Here is a 21,032-nt window from a genome sequence, read left to right on the forward strand (position 1 = left end):
TAATCGAGCAATTCCTAGGCTTGCGCACGAAACGAGGCAAGGCGAACTGGGCCTCGCAGCACTGGAGAGCAAGCCATGGAACGCAGCAGGCAAAAGGTCATCGTCATCGGTGGTTCGTCGGGCATCGGGCTCGCCACCGCACTTCGCCTGAGCCTTGCCGGGGCCGAGGTTGTCGCCACCGGGCGCGACCTTGCCAAGTTGCGGGCGGCTACGGCCGGTCATGCCATCGAGATTGCGGCCTTCGATGCTCGAGAGCGCAGCGCACTTGAGCAGTTTTTCGATCGGATGGGACCCATCGACCACCTGATCCTGGCTCTGAGTGGTGGCCAGGGGGCCGGTCTCCTGGCCGAGCTCGACCTTCAAAGCCTGAGAGCCGGTTTCGAGGAGAAGTTCTGGCCGCAGATCCAGGCGGCGCAGGCAGGAGCTGCCCATCTGCGGGCGGGAGGCAGCATCACCTTCATCACGGCGATCTCTGCCCGCATCGCCCGACCGGGGACCGCCGGCCTCGGCGCCATCAATGGGGCCATCGAGGCCATGATCGGCAGCCTCGCGCGTGAATTGAAGCCGAGTCGTGTCAACGCCGTCTCCCCCGGCGTGGTCGATACCCCCTGGTGGGATCGGTTTCCCGCGAGCTTCAGGGACGATCTCTTTCGCGAACAGCGGGAGATCCTGCCGGTCGGCCGGGTCGGACACGCCGACGAGGTCGCCCATGCCGTTCAATTCCTGGTCGAGAACGGCTATGTCACCGGCACCGTAATCGCATGCGACGGCGGCCTGCACCTAGTATAGACAACTTAGTCCTTGCGCTGATGCGGCAAACTCTGTATGGACCCGGCTTCGCTTTGGCCGGAGGCTGAACGGATGGCTGCGCTTGCGCAGTGGAACCCCAGGGTTCCGGCATCCCGTGTCTTCGCCCTCTTAAGACATTCCTCGACGGCCTGCCGGGTCACGAGGGGCTTCGCGCCAGGCGAACGTGACAACCACGACGCGTTGTAACCAAAGGACAGGCCATCTCATGCCGAATTACGAGCATGTCTTCCTGGCTCGCCAAGACGTGACCTCCCAGCAGGTCGAAGCGCTGACCGCCCAGTTCAAGGGCGTCATCGAAGCGCATGGCGGCACCGTCGGCAAGACCGAATATTGGGGCGTAAAGTCCCTGCAGTATCGCATCAAGAAGAACCGCAAGGCTCACTTCACGCTGCTGAACATCACCGCGCCGCATGCGGCCGTGGCTGAAGTCGAGCGCCAGATGTCGATCTCCGAAGACATCCTGCGCTTCCTCACCCTTTCCGTCGACGAGCTCGAGGAAGGCCAGTCGGCGATGCTGCGCAAGTCCGACCGCGACGAGCGTCGCGATGACGACCGTGGCTTCGGCTTCGGTGGCGGCCGTGGCGGCCCCCGCGGCGGCAATGATCGCCCCCCGCGCCGTGAGCGCTTCGAAGGCGCTTCTGAAGAGCAGCAGGGAGAAGAGTAATCATGGCTACCGCACCTGGACGCCGCCCCTTCTTCCGTCGCCGCAAGACCTGCCCGTTCTCGGGCCCGAACGCGCCGAAGATCGACTACAAGGACGTCAAGCTCCTGCAGCGCTACATTTCCGAGCGCGGCAAGATCGTTCCTTCCCGTATCACTGCGGTTTCGGCCAAGAAGCAGCGCGAGCTGGCTCAGGCCATCAAGCGCGCCCGCTTCCTGGGCCTGCTGCCCTACGTGATCGGCTGATGATTTTGTGGCGAGGCGCTTTCGTGCCTCGCCGCCTATCTCCAACGACAGTCAGCCGGACAATCCGGCCATGGCTGGGGTCTTCACCGCAAGGCCTCTAACCGCGACAGCGGGACAGCTCGACGATGCAACGCGATATTCCCATCGGCCTTGGTGCCGGCCTTGCTGCAGCCATCCTGGCGCTCGCTCCCCTGAGCGGCTCGGGTTTTGGCATCTTGCTCTCGGTCCTGTCCGCGTTGCCGATTACCCTGGCCACGCTGTGCTGGGGATACCGCGCCGGCCTTGCCGCCGCCGTCTCTGCCATGGCAGTGCTGGCTCTGGTCGCATCGGGCGTTGCCGCCCAATCCCCCGATTCCTCCCCACTCCGCCTCGCCCTGCAGTTCGGTGTTTCCCGAGCCTTGCCGGCCTGGGGGCTGGCTTATCTCGCCGTTGCCGGCTATGGCGACAGTGCGATCGATCGTGCGCCCCTCTCGCTTGGCACCTTGGCGGTCGTCGCTGCGGTGCTGGGAATGGCAGGGACCTTTTTCGGCATTCTCGCACTCGGCTCGACGCCTGAACAGGCGCTGGCCAATCTGCGCACCGAACTCATGCAGGCCTATCGCATCATGATGGGCGGATCGAAGGATCAACCGATTCCCGCCAAGGACGGCGTTGATCCGGAGGCGTTCCTGCAGGTCTTCAGCGTGATCTTGCTGCCGCTCGCTGCCTTGTTCACCACGGTGTCCAATCTCGGCGGCCTGTGGCTGTCGGCGCGCATTGCCCTGATCTCGGGCCGCCTGCCCCGCCCCTGGCCCGACGTCGCGGCGGAACTCCGCCTGCCGACCTGGTCGCTGGGCCTGTTAGCGATTGCCTGTGCCGTCTCGCTGCTTCCCGGCACGGTCGGCTTTGCCGGGCAGTTGCTGCTGGCAGCGCTGCTCGGTGCCTTCCTGATTCAGGGATTTGCGGCGGTGCATGTCCTTACGCGTGGCGGCGCCATGCGTCCTCTGATCCTGGCCGTGACCTATCTGCTGTGCGTGTTCCTGTCCTGGATCGCGATGCCGCTGATGATCGTGTTCGGCCTGGTCGAGACTTTCTTCAATCTGCGCGGCCGCTTTGGCGACCGTTCCAATACCCCCAGTACCCCCCGATAGACGAATAAAGGAGACAAACATGGAAGTCATTCTGCTGGAGCGCGTTTCCAAGCTTGGCCAGATGGGCGAGACGGTGAAGGTGAAGGACGGCTATGCCCGTAACTTCCTGCTGCCCAACAACAAGGCCCTGCGCGCCACCAAGGCCAACAAGGAGCGCTTCGAGAAGGAGCGCGTGCAACTCGAAGCCCGCAACCTCGAGCTCAAGAAGGAAGCCGAAGCCGTCGCCGCCAAGCTGGAAGGCCAGACCTTCACGCTGATCCGCCAGGCCGGCGAGACCGGCCAGCTCTATGGTTCGGTCACGGCCCGCGATCTTGCCGAGACCTCGACCACCGGCGGCTTCACCGTGGCTCGTTCGCAGTTCGTGCTGAACACCCCGATCAAGACCATCGGCCTGCACAAGGTGCTCGTCCACCTGCATCCGGAAGTGGAAGTTACCGTCACCGCCAACATCGCCCGCTCGCCCGAAGAAGCCGAGCGCCAGATCCGTGGCGAGGACGTGCTGGCCCCGCAGGACGACGAGGACACCTTCGAGAACCCCGAGGACATCGAGATCCCCGGCGTTCCCGGCACCGGCGAGCAGCCCGAGGTCTGATTCTCGGTCCTTTGACACAATCAAGAGCCGGGCGCTTGTCGCCCGGCTTTTATTTGCGCGGTTGTGAATCACTGTGAATTGCCGATCGAAGGCCAAGGGCCCCTGCGAGCGTGCTAAGCTTGCCGCCCGACGAATCACGATCCCAAGAGCCTGATGTCCACACCTGTCGAAGCCACCGTACACAAGCTCGAGACCGGCCAAGCCGTGACCTTTCGGCAGGCCCCCTGCAATGTCGAGGCTGAGCAGGCCCTGCTCGGCGCTATTCTCGTCAACAACGAGGCATTCTACCGGGTTTCCGACTTCCTGCTGCCCGAGCATTTCTTCGATCCCTTCCATCGCAGGATCTACGAAATCGCCTCGAGCCTGGTGCGGGCCGGCAAGATGGCGACGCCCATCACGCTGAAGACCTTTCTCGGGCCGGACCAGGACATTGGCGGGCTCACCACCCAGCAATATCTCATTCGCCTCGCCACCGAGGCCACCACGGTGATCAACGCGGCCGACTATGGCCAGATCATCTATGATCTCGCGCTCCGGCGCTCCCTGATCCAGGTCGGGGAAGAACTGGTCAACGTCGCCTATGACGCTCCCGTCGACATGACGCCCGGCGATCAGATCGAGGAGGCCGAGCGCCGGCTGTTCGCACTGGCCGAGACCGGGCGCAACGAAGGCGGGTTCGCGACCTTCTCGGACGCGCTGAAGGATGCCATCGACATGGCTTCCGCCGCCTATCAGCGCGATGGGCAGTTGTCGGGCCTTGCCACCGGTCTCGACGATCTGGACCGCATGATGGGCGGCTTGCAGCCGTCCGACCTTATCGTCCTCGCCGGGCGCCCGGGCATGGGCAAGACGTCGCTCGCTACCAATATCGCCTACAACATCGCCAAGAACTACAAGTTCGAGATCCAGCCCGACGGTTCTCGCAAGACCATCGATGGTGGTGCGGTCGGCTTCTTCTCGCTGGAAATGTCGGCCGAGCAGCTTGCAACCCGCGTGGTGGCCGAGCAGGCCAACGTGCCCTCCTACAAGATCCGACGCGGCGACCTCTCCGAGGACGAGTTCAGCCGTCTCGTCACCGCCAGCCAGGACATGCAGACGACGCCGCTCTATATCGACGACAGCGGCGGCATCTCCATCGCCCAGCTCGTGGCGCGTTCGCGCCGCCTGAAGCGCCAGCGCGGCCTCGATCTCCTGATCGTCGACTACATCCAGCTCCTCACCGGCTCGGGCAAGAAGGGCAGCGAGAACCGCGTGCAGGAAATCACCGAGATCACCACCGGCCTCAAGGCACTGGCCAAGGAGCTGAACGTGCCGCTCATCGGCCTGTCCCAGCTTTCGCGCCAGGTGGAATCGCGTGACGACAAGCGCCCGCAACTGTCGGACCTGCGTGAATCCGGCTCGATCGAGCAGGACGCCGACGTGGTGATGTTCGTCTTCCGCGAGGAATATTACGTGAAGAACAAGATGCCCAAGGAAGGCACCGAGGAGTTCTTCAAGTGGCAGGCCGAGATGGAAAGCCTGGCCGGTGTCGCCGAAGTGATCATCGGCAAGCAGCGCCACGGTCCAACCGGCACCGTCAAGGTTCAGTTCGATGCCGACGTCACCCGTTTCGGCAATCTTGCCCGCACCGATCACCTGCCGATCCAGACCGGCGAGTAGGCGCCGACCATCTTGATGGCGCGATCTTTGCGGTCTCGCCTTCCGCCCGATTCCAACCCGCTCTATGGTCTGCGCATGACCGATTCCCTGCCTCCCGTTTATGCCCGCCTGACCATCGACACCGACGCCCTCGCCGCGAATTGGCGGCGCTGCGGGCAGCAGCGGCCCAAGGCTGAATGCGCGGCCGTGGTGAAGGCCGATGGCTATGGGCTGGGCATCGACAATGTCGTACCCGCCCTCAGCCAGGCCGGATGCCGTACCTTCTTCGTCGCCCAGATCGACGAGGGCATTCGCGTGCGCAAGCTTGCCCCGGATGCGACGATCTATGTCCTCAGCGGCCTCGCGCCCGGCCATGGCGACAGGTTTGCCGCGAATGCCCTGCGGCCGGCCCTGGGCTCACGCGAGGAGCTGCAAGAATGGTCCGCCTTCGTTGCCGCCACCGGCTGGCAGGGAGGCGCTGCCTTGCATGTGGATACCGGCATGTCCCGGCTCGGGCTGCGCGTGGATGAAGCCAGTGCCTTGGTCGCAGAGGGAGAGCTCTTCAAGCCTTCCTTGCTGATGAGCCACCTCGCTTGCGCCGACACGCCCGAACACCCGCTCAATGCCCGGCAGTTCGAGGCTTTTGCCAGCGTCAGGTCGCTCTATCCGGATGTGCCCGCCTCCCTCTGCAATTCCTACGGCACCTTCCTGCCGGCAGAGATCGGCTACGATCTGCTGCGCCCAGGTGTGGCGTTGTACGGCTCCAACCCCCTGCCTGGTCAACCCAATCCGATGCAGTCGGTCATCACCCTTTCAGCCCAGGTCCTGCAGGTTCGCAGCGTGCTGCCGGGCGAATATGTCGGCTATGGTGCGACCTGGACGAGCCGGCAGCCCGCGCGCATCGCCATGGTGGCCATCGGCTATGCCGACGGCTACATGCGTTCGGGCTCCTCCTCCGACGATTTCGACTCGGCGCTGGCTTATGTCGCCGGCAAATACTGCCTGATCGCCGGACGCATCTCGATGGACATGACGGCGATCGACGTGACGGATCTGCCGGCGGGCACGGTGAAACGGGGCGACTGGGTCGAACTGATCGGGCCGCATCTGCCGGTCGACGAGGTAGCGCGCCGTGCCGGTACCATCGGCTATGAGATACTCACCAGCCTGGGTACGCGTTATGATCGGCACCTGGCGGTCTAGGCGATAGCGCCGGCCCTTGCCGCCGGTCACCACAGGCGCTGCTCGGGAAGAATGCAATGATCGACCATTTCGGCTTTCCGGTTCGTGACTATCGACATTCCCGTGCCTTCTACGACCGGGTTCTCGCACCGCTCGGCTATTCGGTGCAAAAGGAAGTAACGCGGGAGATGACCGGCAACAGCGCCCATTGCGGCTATGGTGCGGATGGGCGGCCCCAGTTCTGGATTGGGGATGGCGACACCAGGGAAGGCAGCTTCCACATTGCCTTCGCTGCGAAAGACAGGAAGGCGGTGGATGCCTTTTATGCCGCCGCATTGGCCGCCGGTGCGCGCGACAACGGCGCACCAGGAATTCGGGCCCACTACCATCCCAACTACTATGCAGCCTTCGTGCTCGATCCGGATGGCCATAATATCGAGGCGGTCTGCCACCTGCCGGGCTGACGGGAGCTCTTCCTCGGCGGTCCGGGGAAGGTCGCTGCCCTTGACCTTCGTTTCACCCATGCATCGTGTCGACTGAGCTTATTTCTCTACGAGATTGTTCCCGAAGGCCTCGATTTCGCCGACGATGTTGACTTTCATCGCCGTCTTTGACAATCGAGATTTTGCAGTTTGCTGCTCTTGATTTCTCATTTGAGAGCTTACGGAAAGTAATCTCATGCCGATCGTCTCGGATGTCATCGCTGCTGTTACTGATTTTGCGATGGCACGCATCAATATATTGTTGATGATGGCAACATTCGTATCGGGTGGTGTGTTTGCTTTCTTGTTCTTGCTGACAGATGCGAGCGCCAGTCGAAATATTCGAGGGTTTCTTCGCTTTTTTATGCCTGCTTCGGGATGGCTTAGCCACTCGACGAAAATCGACGTTCTCCTCTACTTCGTTATCAAATTCTCTTTTCGATGGGTGGCTCTTTTCGCAGCGATCCTGACCACGTTCCTTGCGGAAAAAGCCGGGGTGGCGTTGAGTGCCTGGTTCCAGTTCGATCAGAAGTTGCAAGCTGGGCCGGTGACGATTGTCATATTATGTATAATTATGTTCATGTTTTCCGATCTTGGAGAATTTATAAGTCATTATACCCAGCACAAGAATCGTTATCTTTGGGAATTCCATAAGGTTCATCACTCGGCGACCTTCCTGACGCCACTTACCGCCTCGCGGGTGCATCCGGTAGGCGTACTTCTCGATGCCGTATTCATCGGCGTATGCCGTGTCATCCCGGTCACCTTGATCGTATTCTTCTATGGTTTTTCCATCGTCGAGCTCCTGGCGATGCAGGCGAGCGCATCGCTGGTCTTTTCGCTGCTGACATTGGGCACGCTCCAGCACACGCATTTTTCCATCAGCTTCGGGATCCTGGACCGCATCTTCATCAGTCCCCGCATGCATCAGGTCCATCACAGCGTGGCCCGCAAGCACTGGGACAAGAATATGGGTTCGAGATTGTCGATCTGGGACTGGATCGCCGGCACGGCCTATCTGGCGACGCGGGATGAAGTGCACAAATACGGCATCGGCACGGTGGAGGACGAGCGCGGCGACTACCAGAGGATCTGGTGGTGTTTTCTCGGCCCGATCGTGAAATGCACTGTCGCCCTACGGCGCACCGTCGCACGCACGAAACGTATGATTCTGCATCCGGAGCGAGCCGGCGGCGAATGATGCCGCCGCCCCGGAATACGTTCGGGCATCGCTCTGCGGGTTAAGTCTTGTGATCCAGCAATACCTGGCCGCGCTGTTGTATCAGCGTAGTGACCTTGTCAGCCAGCATGGTCAGGAAGATCGGCAGCAGGATGGTCACCGTCACCGTGTCGTCGCCGATGTCGACGCTGCCCGAAATGGTCTGTTTGAACACGCTCAGGCGGCATTCGAACCTATCGCCGTTCCAATTCTCCTCGAGCGCCGTGAACTGCCCGGCATAGCTGTCGCGCAATTGCGCAATGCCATCCTCGATGCGCTTGCGGGCGGCGGCACGGCCAAGGCTGTGGGGAATGGTGACGGTCAGCGGGCGCGACATGGATTGTTCCAGCGGGGCATGATTGCCCAGATATAGGTTGTGGCTCAGCGTGCCTGCAAGGGGCGGTGGTTCCCGGCCTGTGGGTTGAGCTCGCTGGCTCGGCGGGCAATTCTTCGCCGAGAATTTCGTGGCTCGTGTCAAGCCTCGTGATTGTGGCCCCGGGCCGGTCTGTCGGATTTGATCAGACTCGAGCCGCCCGCTAGAAGGGCGTCATGGCCAAACGAAGCCCCTCCTATGTCTGTCAGAATTGCGGTGCCGCCTATAATCGCTGGCAGGGCAAATGCGATGCCTGCGGCGAGTGGAACTCGATCGCCGAGGAAACCAGCGCCATCGCAGCCGTTCCCGCCTCGCAGCGTCCAAGAGGACGGGGACGCGTCTTTGCGCTCGAAAGCCTGACGGGATCGACCGACGAAGCACCGCGCCTGGTCTCGGGGATCGGGGAACTCGACAGGGTCACCGGCGGAGGCTTCGTGAGAGGCTCGGTCCTCCTGCTGGGAGGCGATCCCGGCATCGGCAAATCGACCCTTCTGATCCAGGCCTGCGCCGCGCTTGCCAACCGCAACGCCCGGGTCATCTATATATCGGGCGAAGAGGCCGCGGCACAGGTGCGCCTGCGAGCCGAGCGGCTGGGGCTTGCCAGCGCTCCGGTGGAGCTGGCTTCCGAGACTTCGGTCGAGGACATCCTGGCGACCTTCGAGCACGGCCCGCCGCCCCGCCTGGTGGTTATCGATTCGATCCAGACCATGTGGACGGATACGGTCGAATCGGCTCCCGGCACGGTTACGCAGGTGCGCGGCTCGGCGCAGGCGCTGATCCGCTACGCCAAGCGTTCGGGCAGTACCGTCATCCTCGTGGGCCATGTCACCAAGGATGGGCAGATCGCAGGCCCGCGTGTCGTCGAGCATATGGTCGATGCCGTGCTGTCGTTCGAGGGCGATGGCGGGCGTGATTTTCGCATCCTGCGCGGCGTGAAGAACCGCTTCGGTCCCACCGACGAGATCGGCGTGTTCGAAATGACCGGGCTCGGCCTGCGCGAGGTGACCAATCCCTCCGCCTTGTTCCTGTCCGAACGCGATCTCGGATCTCCAGGCACGGCCGTGTTCGGCGGCATGGAGGGCACGAGGCCGCTTCTGGTCGAGATGCAGGCCCTGGTAGCGCCGACGAGCCTTGGTACGCCTCGGCGCGCGGTTGTGGGATGGGATTCCAGCCGCCTGTCTATGGTGTTGGCCGTGCTAGAAGCCCATTGCGGCGTCAAGCTGGGGGGGCACGATGTCTATCTCAACGTGGCCGGCGGCTTGCGCATCCAGGAGCCCGCGGCCGATCTTGCCGTGGCGGCAGCTTTGATCTCCTCTTTAACGGGCGCTCCCCTGCCCGCGGATGCTGTATATTTCGGTGAAGTCTCGCTGTCTGGATCCGTCCGTCCGGTTGCGCATATGGGCCCCCGTTTGAAGGAAGCGGCCAAGCTCGGTTTCCATCGTGCCGTCTGTCCTGTGCCCGGAAACGAGTCGGGTTCGGACAGTGGCATGCGGGTGAATGGCGTTGCCTCACTTGCGACACTTGTTGCGGATATTGCCGCCTCTGGTGAAAGCCAAAGGCGGAAATCCACTAAAGTTTCGCCATGAAGCGGGCATTTCCGCCGATTGCGCTGCAGCAAATGGGTGACGCCGTGTCGAACCGTCGTTATAGAAAGGCGCGCGGCCCTGTCTGTCGCGTCGCCTATGCAGGTATTTGCAGTGTTTCCCGGTAAAACCCATTCGTGGGCTTTACCGGGAAACACTGCTTCCAAATCAGGATAGACCGCCAATGCCCGTAACGCTGCTGGATCTGATCGTCATCGGCGTCATGCTGATTTCGGCCCTTCTCGCAATGGTACGAGGCTTCACCCGCGAAGTTCTGGCCATTGCCGCCTGGGCCGCTGCCGCAATAGCCACCTTGTTGCTGTTCTCGCGGGTGCTGCCGCTGGTCACGCCCTATATCAAGAACGATACGTTGGCCCGTATCGCGACAGGCGCCGGCATCTTCCTGCTCGTTCTCCTGATCGCCTCCTTCATCACGATCCGTATCTCGGACATGATCCTGGACAGCCGGATCGGGGCGATCGATCGTACGTTCGGCTTCCTGTTCGGCGCGGCTCGCGGCCTCCTGCTCGCCATCGTCGCCTTCATCTTCTTCAGCTATCTGGTACCGCCCAAGTCCGAACCGACCTGGGTGCAGGATGCCAAATCCCGTCAGCTTTTGGTGTCCGGGCGTGACTGGATCCTCACCCTGCTGCCGAGCGATCCCGAAAACGTGATCCTCAAGCAGTTGCGGGCCAACGAAGTGATCGGGCCTGGTGCCGATACCAACACCAACACGCAGGAGCCGGATCCGGACGCCGCCGGCGCTCCCGCCGCTCCGCAGACCCAGCCGGCAACCCCGGCTCCGGCGGCGCCAGCGCAATGATGCGATTGCATTGCCACAGCAAACTTCCCAGCAGGCATGCTGGAAAAGTCGATCGGTGGTACTATCTGAATGTCGAACGGAGCGGCGAAACCTGGTTTCGGGCCGCTCACCCCTTTTTGGAGAAGAAATCCAAGTGAGCGCCATGGCCCGTGACAACGACGATCTGGATCTCGACGCCGACCGCCTGCGTGAGGAATGCGGTGTGTTCGGCATCTTCGGACACAGCGAGGCCGCGGCGATCACCACCCTCGGCCTCCATGCCCTGCAGCATCGCGGCCAGGAAGCCTGCGGTATCGTCACCTTCGACGGTGCGCGCTACAATTCGGAACGGCGGCTCGGGCTGGTCGGCGACACCTTCTCCAAACGGGAGGTCATCGAGCGCCTGCCCGGCTCCCAGGCCATCGGCCACACCCGCTATTCGACGACGGGCGGCACTATCCTGCGCAATGTGCAGCCGCTGTTTGCGGAACTCGAGGGCGGTGGCTTCGCCGTGGCCCATAACGGCAATCTCACCAATGGGCTGACGCTGCGGCGCGAACTGATCGCCCGCGGTTCGATCTTCCAGGCCACCTCGGACAGCGAGGTGATCCTCCATCTGGTCGCACGCTCGACGCGTGAAAAGTTCATCGATCGCTTCATCGACGCCCTGTTCCAGATCGAGGGAGCCTATGCCTTTGTCGGACTGACCAACCATATGCTGGTTGGCGCCCGCGATCCGCTCGGCATTCGCCCCCTGGTGCTGGGCGAACTCGATGGCTGCTACATCCTTGCCTCCGAGACCTGCGCCCTCGACATCATCGGTGCCCGCTTCGTGCGCGACATCGAGAATGGCGAGGTCGTCGTCATCACCAAGGACGGCGTGGAATCACTGAAGCCCTTCCCGCGCGTGCCTGCCCGTCCCTGCATCTTCGAATATATCTATTTCGCCCGTCCGGACTCCATCGTTCACGGCCGTAGCGTCTATGCCGTGCGCAAGAGTTTCGGTGCCCAGCTTGCCGCCGAAGCCAGCGTCGAAGCCGATGTGGTGGTACCGGTGCCGGATTCTGGCGTGCCCGCGGCAATCGGCTATGCCCAGGCCGCTGGTCTGCCTTATGAACTCGGCATCATTCGCAACCATTATGTCGGGCGCACTTTCATCCAGCCGACCCAGGCCATTCGTGAAATGGGCGTGCGTATGAAGCACAGCGCCAACCGTTCGGTCATCGAAGGCAAGCGTGTCGTGCTGATCGACGATTCGATCGTGCGTGGCACCACTTCGGTGAAGATCGTGCGCATGATGCGCGATGCCGGCGCCAAGGAAGTGCATTTCCGCATTTCCAGCCCGCCCATCACCCATCCCGACTATTACGGCATCGATACGCCCGACAGGGAAAACCTGCTGGCGGCGCGGATGGATCTGGAAGCCATGCGTGCCTATATGGGCGCGGACTCACTGGCCTTCCTGTCGGTCGATGGCGTCTACAAGGCATGCGGCTACGACCAGCGCGACTCTGTCCGCCCGCAGTTCACCGATCATTGCTTCACTGGCGACTATCCGACCTTCCTGACCGATGTGGTGGGAGAAGGTGCCAAGCAGCAGTTCTCCCTGCTCGCCGAAGCAAGCTGACGCGTCCCCACCCCGGTTCGGGGGGGACATGGCAGACTTTTCCATCCTGTGAGTTTTCCGATGTCCGATCTTTTCAAAGGCCGCTTGGCGCTTGTCACCGGCGCATCGCGCGGTATCGGCCGTGCCACGGCCGTGGCCCTGGCCGAGGCCGGTGCGCATGTCATCGCCGTGGCCCGCACCGTTGGAGCGCTCGAGGATCTCGATGACGAAATCCGCCAGAGGGGCGGCGCCGCGACCCTGGTTCCCCTCGACATCAAGGACGGGGACGGCATCGATCGGCTCGGCTACACCCTGTTCGAGCGCTATGGCAAGCTCGACATCCTGATCGGCAATGCAGGGGCGCTCGGCGCGATCTCTCCCCTCGGCCATATCGAGCCCAAGGACTGGGACAATGTGTTTGCGGTGAACGTCACGGCCAACTGGCGGCTGATCCGCTCTTTCGATCCCCTGCTGCGCAAATCCGATGCCGGACGCGCCATTTTCATCACTTCGGGCGCGGCCTGGAAGTCGACGGCCTACTGGGGGCTCTATGCGGCCACCAAGGCGGCCCTCAACTCCATGGTGGCGACCTATGCCGCCGAGACGGTGAATTCACCGATCCGGGCCAACCTCTTCTCCCCCGGCCCCGTCCGCACCCATATGCGTGCGGCCGCCATGCCGGGCGAAGATGCCGATACCCTGCCCCACCCCTCCAGCATCGCGCCCTCGATCCTCAAGCTCGCGAGCCCGGATCTTATCGAGACCGGGCAGGTCTACGAGATGCGCCAGGAACGCTTCCTCAGCTTCAGGGCGCCGGAATAATCCTGGGAGCGCGGACATCACGTTCGACGACAAGAAGAGGCGGACAAGATGTCCGCGCTCCCAGGACGGTTTATTTCTTTCGATCGAAGGGGTTCTTCGGCGAGCGCAGGCTGAGCCGGATCGGCACGCCGGGCATCTCGAAAGTCTCGCGCAAGCCATTGACCAGATAGCGCTGGAAGCTGTCGGGCAGTGCGTCGAGCTGGTTGCCGAAGATGGCGAAGTGCGGCGGGCGAGTCTTCACCTGCGTCATATAGCGGATCTTGATGCGGCGACCCGACACGGCCGGCGGTGGATGATGTTCGAGCACGCCCCCGAGCCAGCGGTTGAGGCGAGCGGTCGGCACGCGGCGGTTCCAGGTCGTGAAGGCACGGAAAGCGGCCTCCATCAAGCGGTCGAGGCCCTGCTCCGACAGACCGGACAAGGTCACCACTGGCGCACCGCGCAATTGCGGCAGCAGGCGCTCGAACATCTCCCGGGCGCTGGCCAGCGCCTTGTGGCGATCCTCGACCAGATCCCATTTGTTGAGGCCGATGACGATTGCCCTGCCCTCGCGTTCCACGAGGTCGGCGATCTGCAGGTCCTGCTTTTCGAAGGGCGTGGCGCTATCGAGCAGCAGCACGACCACTTCCGCGAAACGGACCGCCCGCAGCCCATCCGAAACGGAGAGCTTTTCGAGCTTGTCCTCGATGCGGGCCTTCTTGCGCATGCCGGCGGTGTCGAACAGCTTGATGCGTTTGTCGCGCCAGGTCCAGTCCACCGAGATGGTGTCGCGGGTGATGCCGGCCTCGGGGCCGGTCAACATGCGATCCTGGCCGATCAGGGCATTGACCAGGGTCGACTTACCGGCGTTCGGCCGACCGATGATGGCGATACGCAGCGGCCGAACCACGCCGGCACCGAGATCGATCGCCTCTTCCTCGCCTTCCTCGCCACTGACGACTGCATCGGTTTCCGCGACTTCTTCCTCGGGCTCATAGCCGGTGGCTGGCGCGACCGCGACGATCGCCTCGGCAAGATCTGCCATGCCCTCGCCATGCTCGGCCGAGATCGGCACGGGATCGCCGAGCCCGAGCGCATAGGCTTCATAGGCGCCCTGGAAGCCGGTGCGGCTCTCGGTCTTGTTGGCGACCGCTATGACGGGCTTGCCGGAGCGCCGCGCCACTTCCGCGAAATGTTCGTCTGCCGGGGTCACGCCGACGCGCGCATCGAACATGAACAGGATCAGGTCGCATTCGGCGATGGCCGCTTCCGTCTGGGCGCGCATGCGCCCGGCGAGCGAAGCGTCATCGGCGACCTCGAGGCCGGCGGTGTCGATCACCTTGAAGTGGAGGCTGCCGAGCCTGGCGTCGCCCTCACGCCGGTCGCGCGTCACGCCCGGACGGTCGTCGACGATGGCAAGCTTGCGGCCGACCAGACGGTTGAACAAGGTCGACTTGCCGACATTGGGCCGGCCGACGATGGCGATGGAGACAGCCATGGTCAGGCCTTGGCAGGCTGGTCGGAGGCGATGAGCTGCAGCATCAGTTCGGCCCGCTGACGCAGTGCCGGCGGCACGTCCTTGTCTGTGATCACGGCCTGGTACCATTTGGAGGCATTGGCGAGATCCTTGGCTTTCCACGCCGCCAGGCCGAGGACCTCGCGCGCCGAATGCCGCCAGGGCTCGCCCGCTGCGGTCAGGGGCTCGATCTTGCCGGCGAGATCCGCATAGGAGGCGGTGTCGACCATGAGATAGCCGCCGCGCACCTTGGCGAGGCTCTGCAGCACCGGACCGAGCGAGGAATCGGCGGCCAGCGCCTCATAGGCCTTGATGCCATCCTCGACCTTGTCGTTGGCGGTCTCCGCCGCCAGGCGGAAACGGGCAAGGGTCTGATAGCCGGCGCTGCCGTCCTTCATCAGCGCGCCGAGGGCAGCCGCAGCCTCCTTGGTCTTGCCGCTCTGGGCCAGGGAAATCGCTTCCTGGAAACGCGCGCCGGTGGCTTCGGCCTGCTGCTTCAGGTAATGCTGGTAGGCGACGTAACCCGACACGCCGATGACCACGGCGAGAGCGGCGCCGAGAACGTAATTGCCATATTTCGCCCAGAGCTTCTGCGCCTTTTCACGGCGCATGTCCTCGCTGACTTCCTGGAAGATATCGGTCATAGACCCGGCTCGTATCCTCTAGAGCATGGCGCGCTGTAGCAAGAACGCCCTTTGCCCTGACTCTTTGGTTGGATGCGTCCTTGCAATTCGAGGTTTTTCCACCCAATCGCAGGACGCCTTGGTTCGCGCTGGCGCGAGATGTGTTTTCGGCGTAGAGGAGCGGCCCCTTGCCGTCAAGCAAACAGCGCTCCTAGCCGCCCAAACCGAGATTAAATCTCGGTATTCCAGCGGTTTTCACCGCCGCAGGGCTCGCAGTGCGCTGCCGGCGAGAATGGCCAGTACCAGCAGCATAGCCACTAGCCACAACCAGTTCGCCTTGAGATAGGCCAGCGCCGTAGCGCGAAGGTCGGGCGAGGTGGGGGCTATCAGGCTCGTGACCGGTCGTACTTCCAGCTTTCCCTTCGCCGCATCCTGGTAGCGATTGCCGGCGGTGAATCGCAGGCCCGCGAGGAAGGACCGGGCGATCGGCACATAGGACGGCACCTCGGCGGCCGGCGAGACCAGGGTCAGCTCGAAATAGCCCTCATTGCCCAACGCATAGCCGTGGATATTGGCCGTGCCCTCATCGGCTTCCCCACCCTTTTCGGGGCTGATCGCGCCCCAGATCAGCGTATTCTGCGCCTCGTCGTAATGGGGCCTGACCAGCCAATCGCGAACCTCGAGCTGAGGCTCGCCGCGTTTTTCACGCGCGGCATTGCCTTCCTCCGTGTTCGCCTTGAGGCGCGCCAGCAGATCGTCTGCATTCCAGCCGGTGGCTTCGGCATCGTCGATGCGCACACCGGAGCGATAATGGATGAAGACCACCCAGTTCTGCTCGCTGGTCGGCACCAGCATGCCGAGAACACCGGGATCGCTCGAGTAGTCCGAGGCGGAAGCCCAAGCGCCCGCTTCCGGCTGGCGCACGAAACCAGTGCCTTGCGGGAGCTTCAGCGTTGCCCGATTGTCCAGGGTCACCACGGAAGGGCCTGACAGCAGCACCTTCTGCATCGCCTCGACGGCCTGTTGCAGGACCTGTGCCTTGCGGATGCCTTCGGCTTCCTGCGCCAGCCCGTGGCCGGGCAGCAGCAGGAAGGCCATAGCCGCGATGGCAAGCAGATACCTGGCGAACATGAGCGGTCTCCATTCGATGATGACGCCCTATACCGCCAAATCCTTTGCAGTCCATGTCACGGTTGGAAATTTCATCGGCGCCGCGATGGGATGTCGTTGCGATGTCACCTGGGCTGAACTAGAAGATTGAAAAGGGAGAGCCGCAGCGCGGCTTCGAAATTGGAATGACTACTAAGCCCCGCCGCTTCGACAATGCGAGAGCGGCCGTAGCGGCGATCACGCAGCTCTATGACGCGAACACCGCGCGCCTGCGGGAGGCCTTCACGGCGTTCACCCGTGGCAAGGATTTCGATCACCGCATTCGCGCCTATTACCCCTATGTCAGTGTCAACACCGACAGCCTGCCCACGCTCGATGCGCGTACGCCGTTCGGATTCGTAGCCGATACCGGCACCTATGCGACGACGCTGACGCGGCCGGACATCTTCAGCCGCTATCTGGAGGAACAGATCGCGCTGCTGCTGCGCAATACTGGTGTGGATGTCGAAGTGGGCGAGAGCTCCACGCCGATTCCGATCCATTTCGCGCTCGGCGAAGACTTCCATGCCGAAAGCGGCCTTGATTATGGGCGTCTCGCCCTGCTGCCGCAGATCTTCGACGTGCCCGATCTCACCATCATGGACGATCGCATCGCCAACGGCATCGATGTGCGCTCAGCCGACGGCGCCAAGCCGCTGGCGCTGTTCACCGCGCCGCGTATCGATCTCTCGCTGATGCGCCTGAAGCACTATACGGGTACCTCGGCGCGGCATTTCCAGAATTTCGTGATCTTCACCAACTACCAGTTCTACATCGATGAATTCGTGCGGCTGGCACAGACCATCCTGGCCAAGGGTGAAGGGGGCTCGCTAGGGTCCGGCTACACGGCCTTTGTCGAGCCGGGCAATGTCGTCACCGAGCTTGGGGGCGAAACCCAGCAGCTCGACGTGACTGGCCACCATCCGCCGCGCCTGCCGCAAATGCCGGCCTATCATCTCAAGCGCGCCGATGATTCCGGCATCACCATGATCAATATCGGGGTCGGCCCGTCCAACGCCAAGAACATCTCCGACCATGTCGCGGTGCTCAGGCCGCATGCCTGGCTGATGCTCGGCCATTGTGCGGGCCTGCGCAATTCACAGATGCTGGGCGACTATGTGCTTGCCCATGCCTATCTGCGGCAGGACCAGGTGCTGGATGCGGATTTGCCACGGGAAGTGCCCGTACCCGCCCTCGCCGAGATCCAGATCGCGATCGAACGCGCTGTCGGAAGGGTCACCGGATTGACCGGCTATGACCTCAAGCGGGTGATGCGGACGGGAACGGTCGCCACCGTGGACGACCGCAACTGGGAACTGCGCCCCTCGACGGTGCAGAACCTGCCCTTCATCCAGAGCCGTGCTATCGCCCTCGACATGGAATCGAGCACCATCGCGGCCAATGGCTTCCGCTTCCGCGTGCCCTATGGCACGCTTCTGTGCGTTTCCGACAAGCCGCTGCACGGCCAGCTGAAATTGCCGGGCATGGCGGATTCCTTCTATCGCGAACGGGTCTCCCAGCATCTCGCCGTCGGCCTGGAGACCATGGCGCTGCTGCGCGAGACGGACAAGCGTCAGCTGCACTCCCGCAAGCTGCGCAGCTTCAATGAGGTCGCCTTCCAATGATGGCCTGCGTCTGCGCCCTTCCGACGGAAGGGCGCAGACGAGTGTCCTGCCTAGGCTATTTCTTCTTCATGCCATAGGTATGCTCGGCTGCCGGGAAGCTGCGGTCGCGCACCGCCTCAGCATAGCCCTGCACGGCTTCGCGGATCTGGTCGCCGAGCGAACCGAAGCGCTTGACGAATTTCGGTACCCGGTCGGACAGCCCCAGCATGTCCTCCAGCACCAGCACCTGTCCGTCACAGGTCGGCGAGGCGCCGATGCCGATGGTCGGGATCGGGATATTGGCGGAAATCTTGGCGGCGAGCGGCTCGGCGATCGCTTCGAGCACCACGGCAAAGGCACCGGCTTCGGCAACCAGCTGGGCATCGCGCTCGATCGGGGCCCAATCGACTTCTTCACGTCCCTGGGCCCGGAAGGAACCGAGCGCCATGATCGATTGTGGTGTGAGCCCGACATGGGCCATCACCGGCACACCGCGTTCGGTGAGGAAGCGGATGGTCTCGGCCATGCGTTCGCCGCCTTCGAGCTTGACCGCCCCGCAGCGGGTTTCCTTCAGGATCCGTGCCGCGTTGCGGAAGGCCTGCTGCGGCGATTCCTCATAGGAACCGAACGGCATGTCGACGACGACGAGGGCATGTGAGGAGCCGCGCATCACTGCCCTGCCCTGCAGGATCATCATCTCCAGCGTCACCGGCAGCGTGGTTTCCATGCCGTGCATGACCATACCCAGGCTGTCGCCGACCAGGATGCAGTCGACGAAGGGATCGATGATGCGCGTGGTGTGGGTGTGATAGGAGGTGAGAACCACGATCGGCTCTCCTCCCTTGCGCAGGCGGATCTGCGGCGCGGTGACTCGCTGGGACTGATTTTGAACGGACACGAATTCCTCCTGGGCGTCAGGCGCCGATGCTGGTGTTACAGCCCGGCTGCGATGCCCCAATCACGGGTCGGAAGGATGTGACGAATCCTTCCTAGAGCGTTTTGCGATTTGGCGGCATCGCCTGGAATCGCAAAGACGCGTCGAACCAAAGAGTTAGAGCAAAACGCGCTCACGCATGAACGCGTTCGGCTCCAGGAAACACGCAAGAACGCAGGCGGTCACGTGAAAAAGCCTTGGCCCGACGCCGCCTAGCCGGAAGGCGACACAGCAATCCTCGAAAAGCGTCGTGGCGTAAAGCATCAAGCCCGAATATTCCCTGCCCCTACCGTATCTTGTTGTCGCACTGCAGCATCGTAGCATCCCCAAACGGGCTTTGCTCGGCTCTAGTGGAGCGCCTTAACCATATTCGTGAACTTTTCAGGGCAGTGCGTCGACCCAGGCTGCATCTTCGTTAACAAATGGTTAAAGAATTTGTTTGCGCAGGCACTCCTCCGGACGCTATCTTTTCCGCTCTCGCGGCTGGATGGCCTTTTTTCACGTCACAGTGGGTGCCCGTGTAGCGTTTGGGTGGGAACGATATGGCTGAACCCCTGAAGAAAGACGAGGCTCTCGCGGCGGCTGTTCGCGAAGCATTTCAGCGCCATATGGAAAATGCGCGCTTGGCTGCGGAGGCTTTGAAGGAAAAGCAGGCCGCGGCCACGGCGCAGCGTGCTGTTTCCCCGTCCGCTCGTGATCCGCGCCTGATCGTGCCCAAGCCGGCCAATGAGGCCGGCGCTGCCGAGACAAGGGCGGTCGCCGAGACGGCCGAAGCCAAGCCGGCGCAAGCCGAGTCGACCCAAGCAAAGTCGAACGAATCGGGGCCGGTTGAGGTCAAGCCTTCTTCCCCCTCCCTCGATCATCTGGTGGCGCTGGCGTCGCCGCCGAAGGAACTTGGGACCCGCCCCACCGAGGCGCCAGTCCCGGAAGCCGAAGCGAAGCCCGTACCGACACCCGAGCCTCCGTCTCCACCTGCCGCCGTGCGGGCAGATCCGGCGCCGGCAGTCGAGGACAGTGCGGACGACAACGGCTTCGATTTCGGCGAAGCACTCTTCATCGAGATCGCGCCAGAGACGGAGAAGAAGGCGCAGGTCGAACCGCCGAAGATGCCGCGTGCGGCGTCGCCGGATACGCCTGCTCCCGCTCCCGAGCAGCCAGGCCCCGAGGCCGAGCAAGCCTTCGAATTCCGTGGCCCGCCTTCGCGCGAACGGCCGCGCATGTCGACGGTAAGCGCGACGGCCGAACCGCCGCAGGATCTGGACCTGAGAAATGGCGGCAGTTCATTGGCAGCATATGCTGATGCTGGAGCGACGCCCGTTGCTCCTGCGGTCAAGGAAGAAAAACCGGTCATGCCTCAGCCGGCACCGGCGCGGAAAACCACGCGCTTCGGTGTCAATCCGGCGGCCAATGCCAATGATACGCATGTTTCCAGGCGCAATTGGGCAAAGATCAAAATTCCACCGGCCCTGATCGCCTCCGTATTGCTCGCGGCCGGCATCGCCGCAGTCGGGGCCTATTTCTGGGCCAATCCGGAGAAGCTGCAATCTTTGGGCAGTATGGTCGCGCCGCCTGCCTCGACTCCACCGGAGACGAAGGTTGCCGCCGCACCGCCCCCGGCTGCCTCGCCGGCCCCAAACGTCACGTCTCCCGCACCGGCTTCGGTGCCTGCTCCGCAGAGCGCGACGCGCAACGTCAGCACCATTGCCATTACCCTGGACGAGATCGACCAGGCCGTGCAGTCGTCGCGTGAATTGTTGGCCGGCGGTGACGTGGTCGGCGCGAGGGAGGCTCTCGAATCTTATCGAAGCGGCACCGATCCTCGCGCCTTGTTCGCTTTGGCCGAGACCTATGATCCTGCCATCGTCAAGGACGCCTCCCAGGCGAATGCGGCACAGGCAAAGGCTTTCTACGAAGCTGCTGCCAAGGCAGGCTCCCAGGATACGGCCGAGCGTCTGGCCCGCCTCGCTCTGGTTCACGCGAACTGACCTGACGCTGCCAACAGCATAATCCGCTTTGGCGCATATAGGACAAGCCTGCATAAAGTTTGGCTCACCCAACTCCGTTATTGCTTCGCTCGCAATG

20 protein-coding genes are annotated in these 21,032 nt (G+C 62.9%); 15 read left to right on the plus strand and 5 right to left on the minus strand.

The features are described 5' to 3' along the window. Positions 1 to 75 precede the first annotated feature (75 nt). From ACTJKX_RS05635 to ACTJKX_RS05675, 9 genes are all read left to right on the plus strand, one after another. Entirely contained in the window at positions 76 to 789 is a 714-nt protein-coding gene (locus tag ACTJKX_RS05635) for an SDR family oxidoreductase (RefSeq protein WP_311938448.1), read from the plus strand. 226 nt (positions 790 to 1,015) lie between these two features. Next, positions 1,016 to 1,474: a 30S ribosomal protein S6 gene (rpsF, locus tag ACTJKX_RS05640; RefSeq protein ID WP_394308965.1), complete on the plus strand. Its 459-nt coding sequence runs from the start codon at positions 1,016 to 1,018 to the stop codon at positions 1,472 to 1,474. A 2-nt stretch (positions 1,475 to 1,476) separates the two neighbouring features. After that, on the plus strand, positions 1,477 to 1,716 hold the full coding sequence (gene rpsR, locus ACTJKX_RS05645; RefSeq protein ID WP_068295067.1) for a 30S ribosomal protein S18: 240 nt from the start codon (positions 1,477 to 1,479) through the stop codon (positions 1,714 to 1,716). A 125-nt stretch (positions 1,717 to 1,841) separates the two neighbouring features. Further along, positions 1,842 to 2,846 (plus strand): hypothetical protein, encoded by a 1,005-nt coding sequence (locus ACTJKX_RS05650; RefSeq protein WP_394308967.1) that lies wholly within the window; start codon positions 1,842 to 1,844, stop codon positions 2,844 to 2,846. Positions 2,847 to 2,865: 19 nt separating this feature from the next. Next, a complete protein-coding gene (gene rplI / locus ACTJKX_RS05655) occupies positions 2,866 to 3,438 on the plus strand; it encodes a 50S ribosomal protein L9 (protein WP_311938441.1) in 573 nt (190 codons plus the stop codon). Between the two features lie 153 nt (positions 3,439 to 3,591). Continuing rightward, a complete protein-coding gene (locus ACTJKX_RS05660; protein WP_394308968.1) occupies positions 3,592 to 5,097 on the plus strand; it encodes a replicative DNA helicase in 1,506 nt (501 codons plus the stop codon). Between the two features lie 75 nt (positions 5,098 to 5,172). Beyond that, the gene (alr, locus tag ACTJKX_RS05665; protein ID WP_440724636.1) at positions 5,173 to 6,279 is read left to right on the plus strand and encodes an alanine racemase; all 1,107 of its coding nucleotides are present in this window, start codon (positions 5,173 to 5,175) and stop codon (positions 6,277 to 6,279) included. Positions 6,280 to 6,335: 56 nt separating this feature from the next. After that, positions 6,336 to 6,722: a VOC family protein gene (locus tag ACTJKX_RS05670; RefSeq protein WP_394308971.1), complete on the plus strand. Its 387-nt coding sequence runs from the start codon at positions 6,336 to 6,338 to the stop codon at positions 6,720 to 6,722. Positions 6,723 to 6,936: 214 nt separating this feature from the next. Beyond that, positions 6,937 to 7,941: a sterol desaturase family protein gene (locus ACTJKX_RS05675; protein WP_367622725.1), complete on the plus strand. Its 1,005-nt coding sequence runs from the start codon at positions 6,937 to 6,939 to the stop codon at positions 7,939 to 7,941. Positions 7,942 to 7,981: 40 nt separating this feature from the next. Here the strand turns inward: ACTJKX_RS05675 and ACTJKX_RS05680 are convergent, their stop codons facing one another. Next, entirely contained in the window at positions 7,982 to 8,296 is a 315-nt protein-coding gene (locus ACTJKX_RS05680) for a polyhydroxyalkanoic acid system family protein (RefSeq protein WP_440724637.1), read from the minus strand. Between the two features lie 212 nt (positions 8,297 to 8,508). Here ACTJKX_RS05680 and radA point away from each other — a divergent pair, with 212 nt between their 5' ends. The 4 genes from radA to ACTJKX_RS05700 all read left to right on the plus strand — a co-directional run bounded on the left by radA (position 8,509) and on the right by ACTJKX_RS05700 (position 13,145). Beyond that, a complete protein-coding gene (gene radA, locus ACTJKX_RS05685) occupies positions 8,509 to 9,918 on the plus strand; it encodes a DNA repair protein RadA (RefSeq protein ID WP_440724638.1) in 1,410 nt (469 codons plus the stop codon). A 181-nt stretch (positions 9,919 to 10,099) separates the two neighbouring features. Continuing rightward, the gene (locus ACTJKX_RS05690) at positions 10,100 to 10,738 is read left to right on the plus strand and encodes a CvpA family protein (RefSeq protein ID WP_311938427.1); all 639 of its coding nucleotides are present in this window, start codon (positions 10,100 to 10,102) and stop codon (positions 10,736 to 10,738) included. Between the two features lie 142 nt (positions 10,739 to 10,880). Further along, entirely contained in the window at positions 10,881 to 12,344 is a 1,464-nt protein-coding gene (gene purF / locus ACTJKX_RS05695; RefSeq protein ID WP_311938426.1) for an amidophosphoribosyltransferase, read from the plus strand. A 60-nt stretch (positions 12,345 to 12,404) separates the two neighbouring features. Next, positions 12,405 to 13,145: an SDR family NAD(P)-dependent oxidoreductase gene (locus tag ACTJKX_RS05700; RefSeq protein WP_440724639.1), complete on the plus strand. Its 741-nt coding sequence runs from the start codon at positions 12,405 to 12,407 to the stop codon at positions 13,143 to 13,145. A gap of 70 nt (positions 13,146 to 13,215) precedes the next feature. On the opposite strand, the gene der is transcribed toward ACTJKX_RS05700, so the two are convergent. The 3 genes from der to ACTJKX_RS05715 form a co-directional block, all read right to left on the minus strand. After that, the gene (gene der, locus ACTJKX_RS05705) at positions 13,216 to 14,622 is read right to left on the minus strand and encodes a ribosome biogenesis GTPase Der (protein ID WP_394308980.1); all 1,407 of its coding nucleotides are present in this window, start codon (positions 14,620 to 14,622) and stop codon (positions 13,216 to 13,218) included. A 2-nt stretch (positions 14,623 to 14,624) separates the two neighbouring features. Next, on the minus strand, positions 14,625 to 15,284 hold the full coding sequence (locus tag ACTJKX_RS05710) for a tetratricopeptide repeat protein (protein ID WP_068295105.1): 660 nt from the start codon (positions 15,282 to 15,284) through the stop codon (positions 14,625 to 14,627). Between the two features lie 234 nt (positions 15,285 to 15,518). After that, positions 15,519 to 16,394: a DUF2167 domain-containing protein gene (locus ACTJKX_RS05715; RefSeq protein WP_440724640.1), complete on the minus strand. Its 876-nt coding sequence runs from the start codon at positions 16,392 to 16,394 to the stop codon at positions 15,519 to 15,521. Between the two features lie 164 nt (positions 16,395 to 16,558). On the opposite strand from ACTJKX_RS05715, the gene ACTJKX_RS05720 reads away from it, so the two are divergent. Continuing rightward, on the plus strand, positions 16,559 to 18,037 hold the full coding sequence (locus ACTJKX_RS05720) for an AMP nucleosidase (protein ID WP_068295109.1): 1,479 nt from the start codon (positions 16,559 to 16,561) through the stop codon (positions 18,035 to 18,037). Between the two features lie 55 nt (positions 18,038 to 18,092). Here the strand turns inward: ACTJKX_RS05720 and panB are convergent, their stop codons facing one another. Beyond that, positions 18,093 to 18,914: a 3-methyl-2-oxobutanoate hydroxymethyltransferase gene (gene panB / locus ACTJKX_RS05725; protein WP_311938412.1), complete on the minus strand. Its 822-nt coding sequence runs from the start codon at positions 18,912 to 18,914 to the stop codon at positions 18,093 to 18,095. 578 nt (positions 18,915 to 19,492) lie between these two features. On the opposite strand from panB, the gene ACTJKX_RS05730 reads away from it, so the two are divergent. Next, complete coding sequence (locus ACTJKX_RS05730; protein ID WP_440724641.1) at positions 19,493 to 20,935, plus strand: hypothetical protein; 1,443 nt, start codon at positions 19,493 to 19,495, stop codon at positions 20,933 to 20,935. Positions 20,936 to 21,032 lie beyond the last annotated feature (97 nt).

Source organism: Labrys sp. 22185, from assembly GCF_052045555.1.
GTDB classification, from domain to species: domain Bacteria; phylum Pseudomonadota; class Alphaproteobacteria; order Rhizobiales; family Labraceae; genus Labrys; species Labrys neptuniae.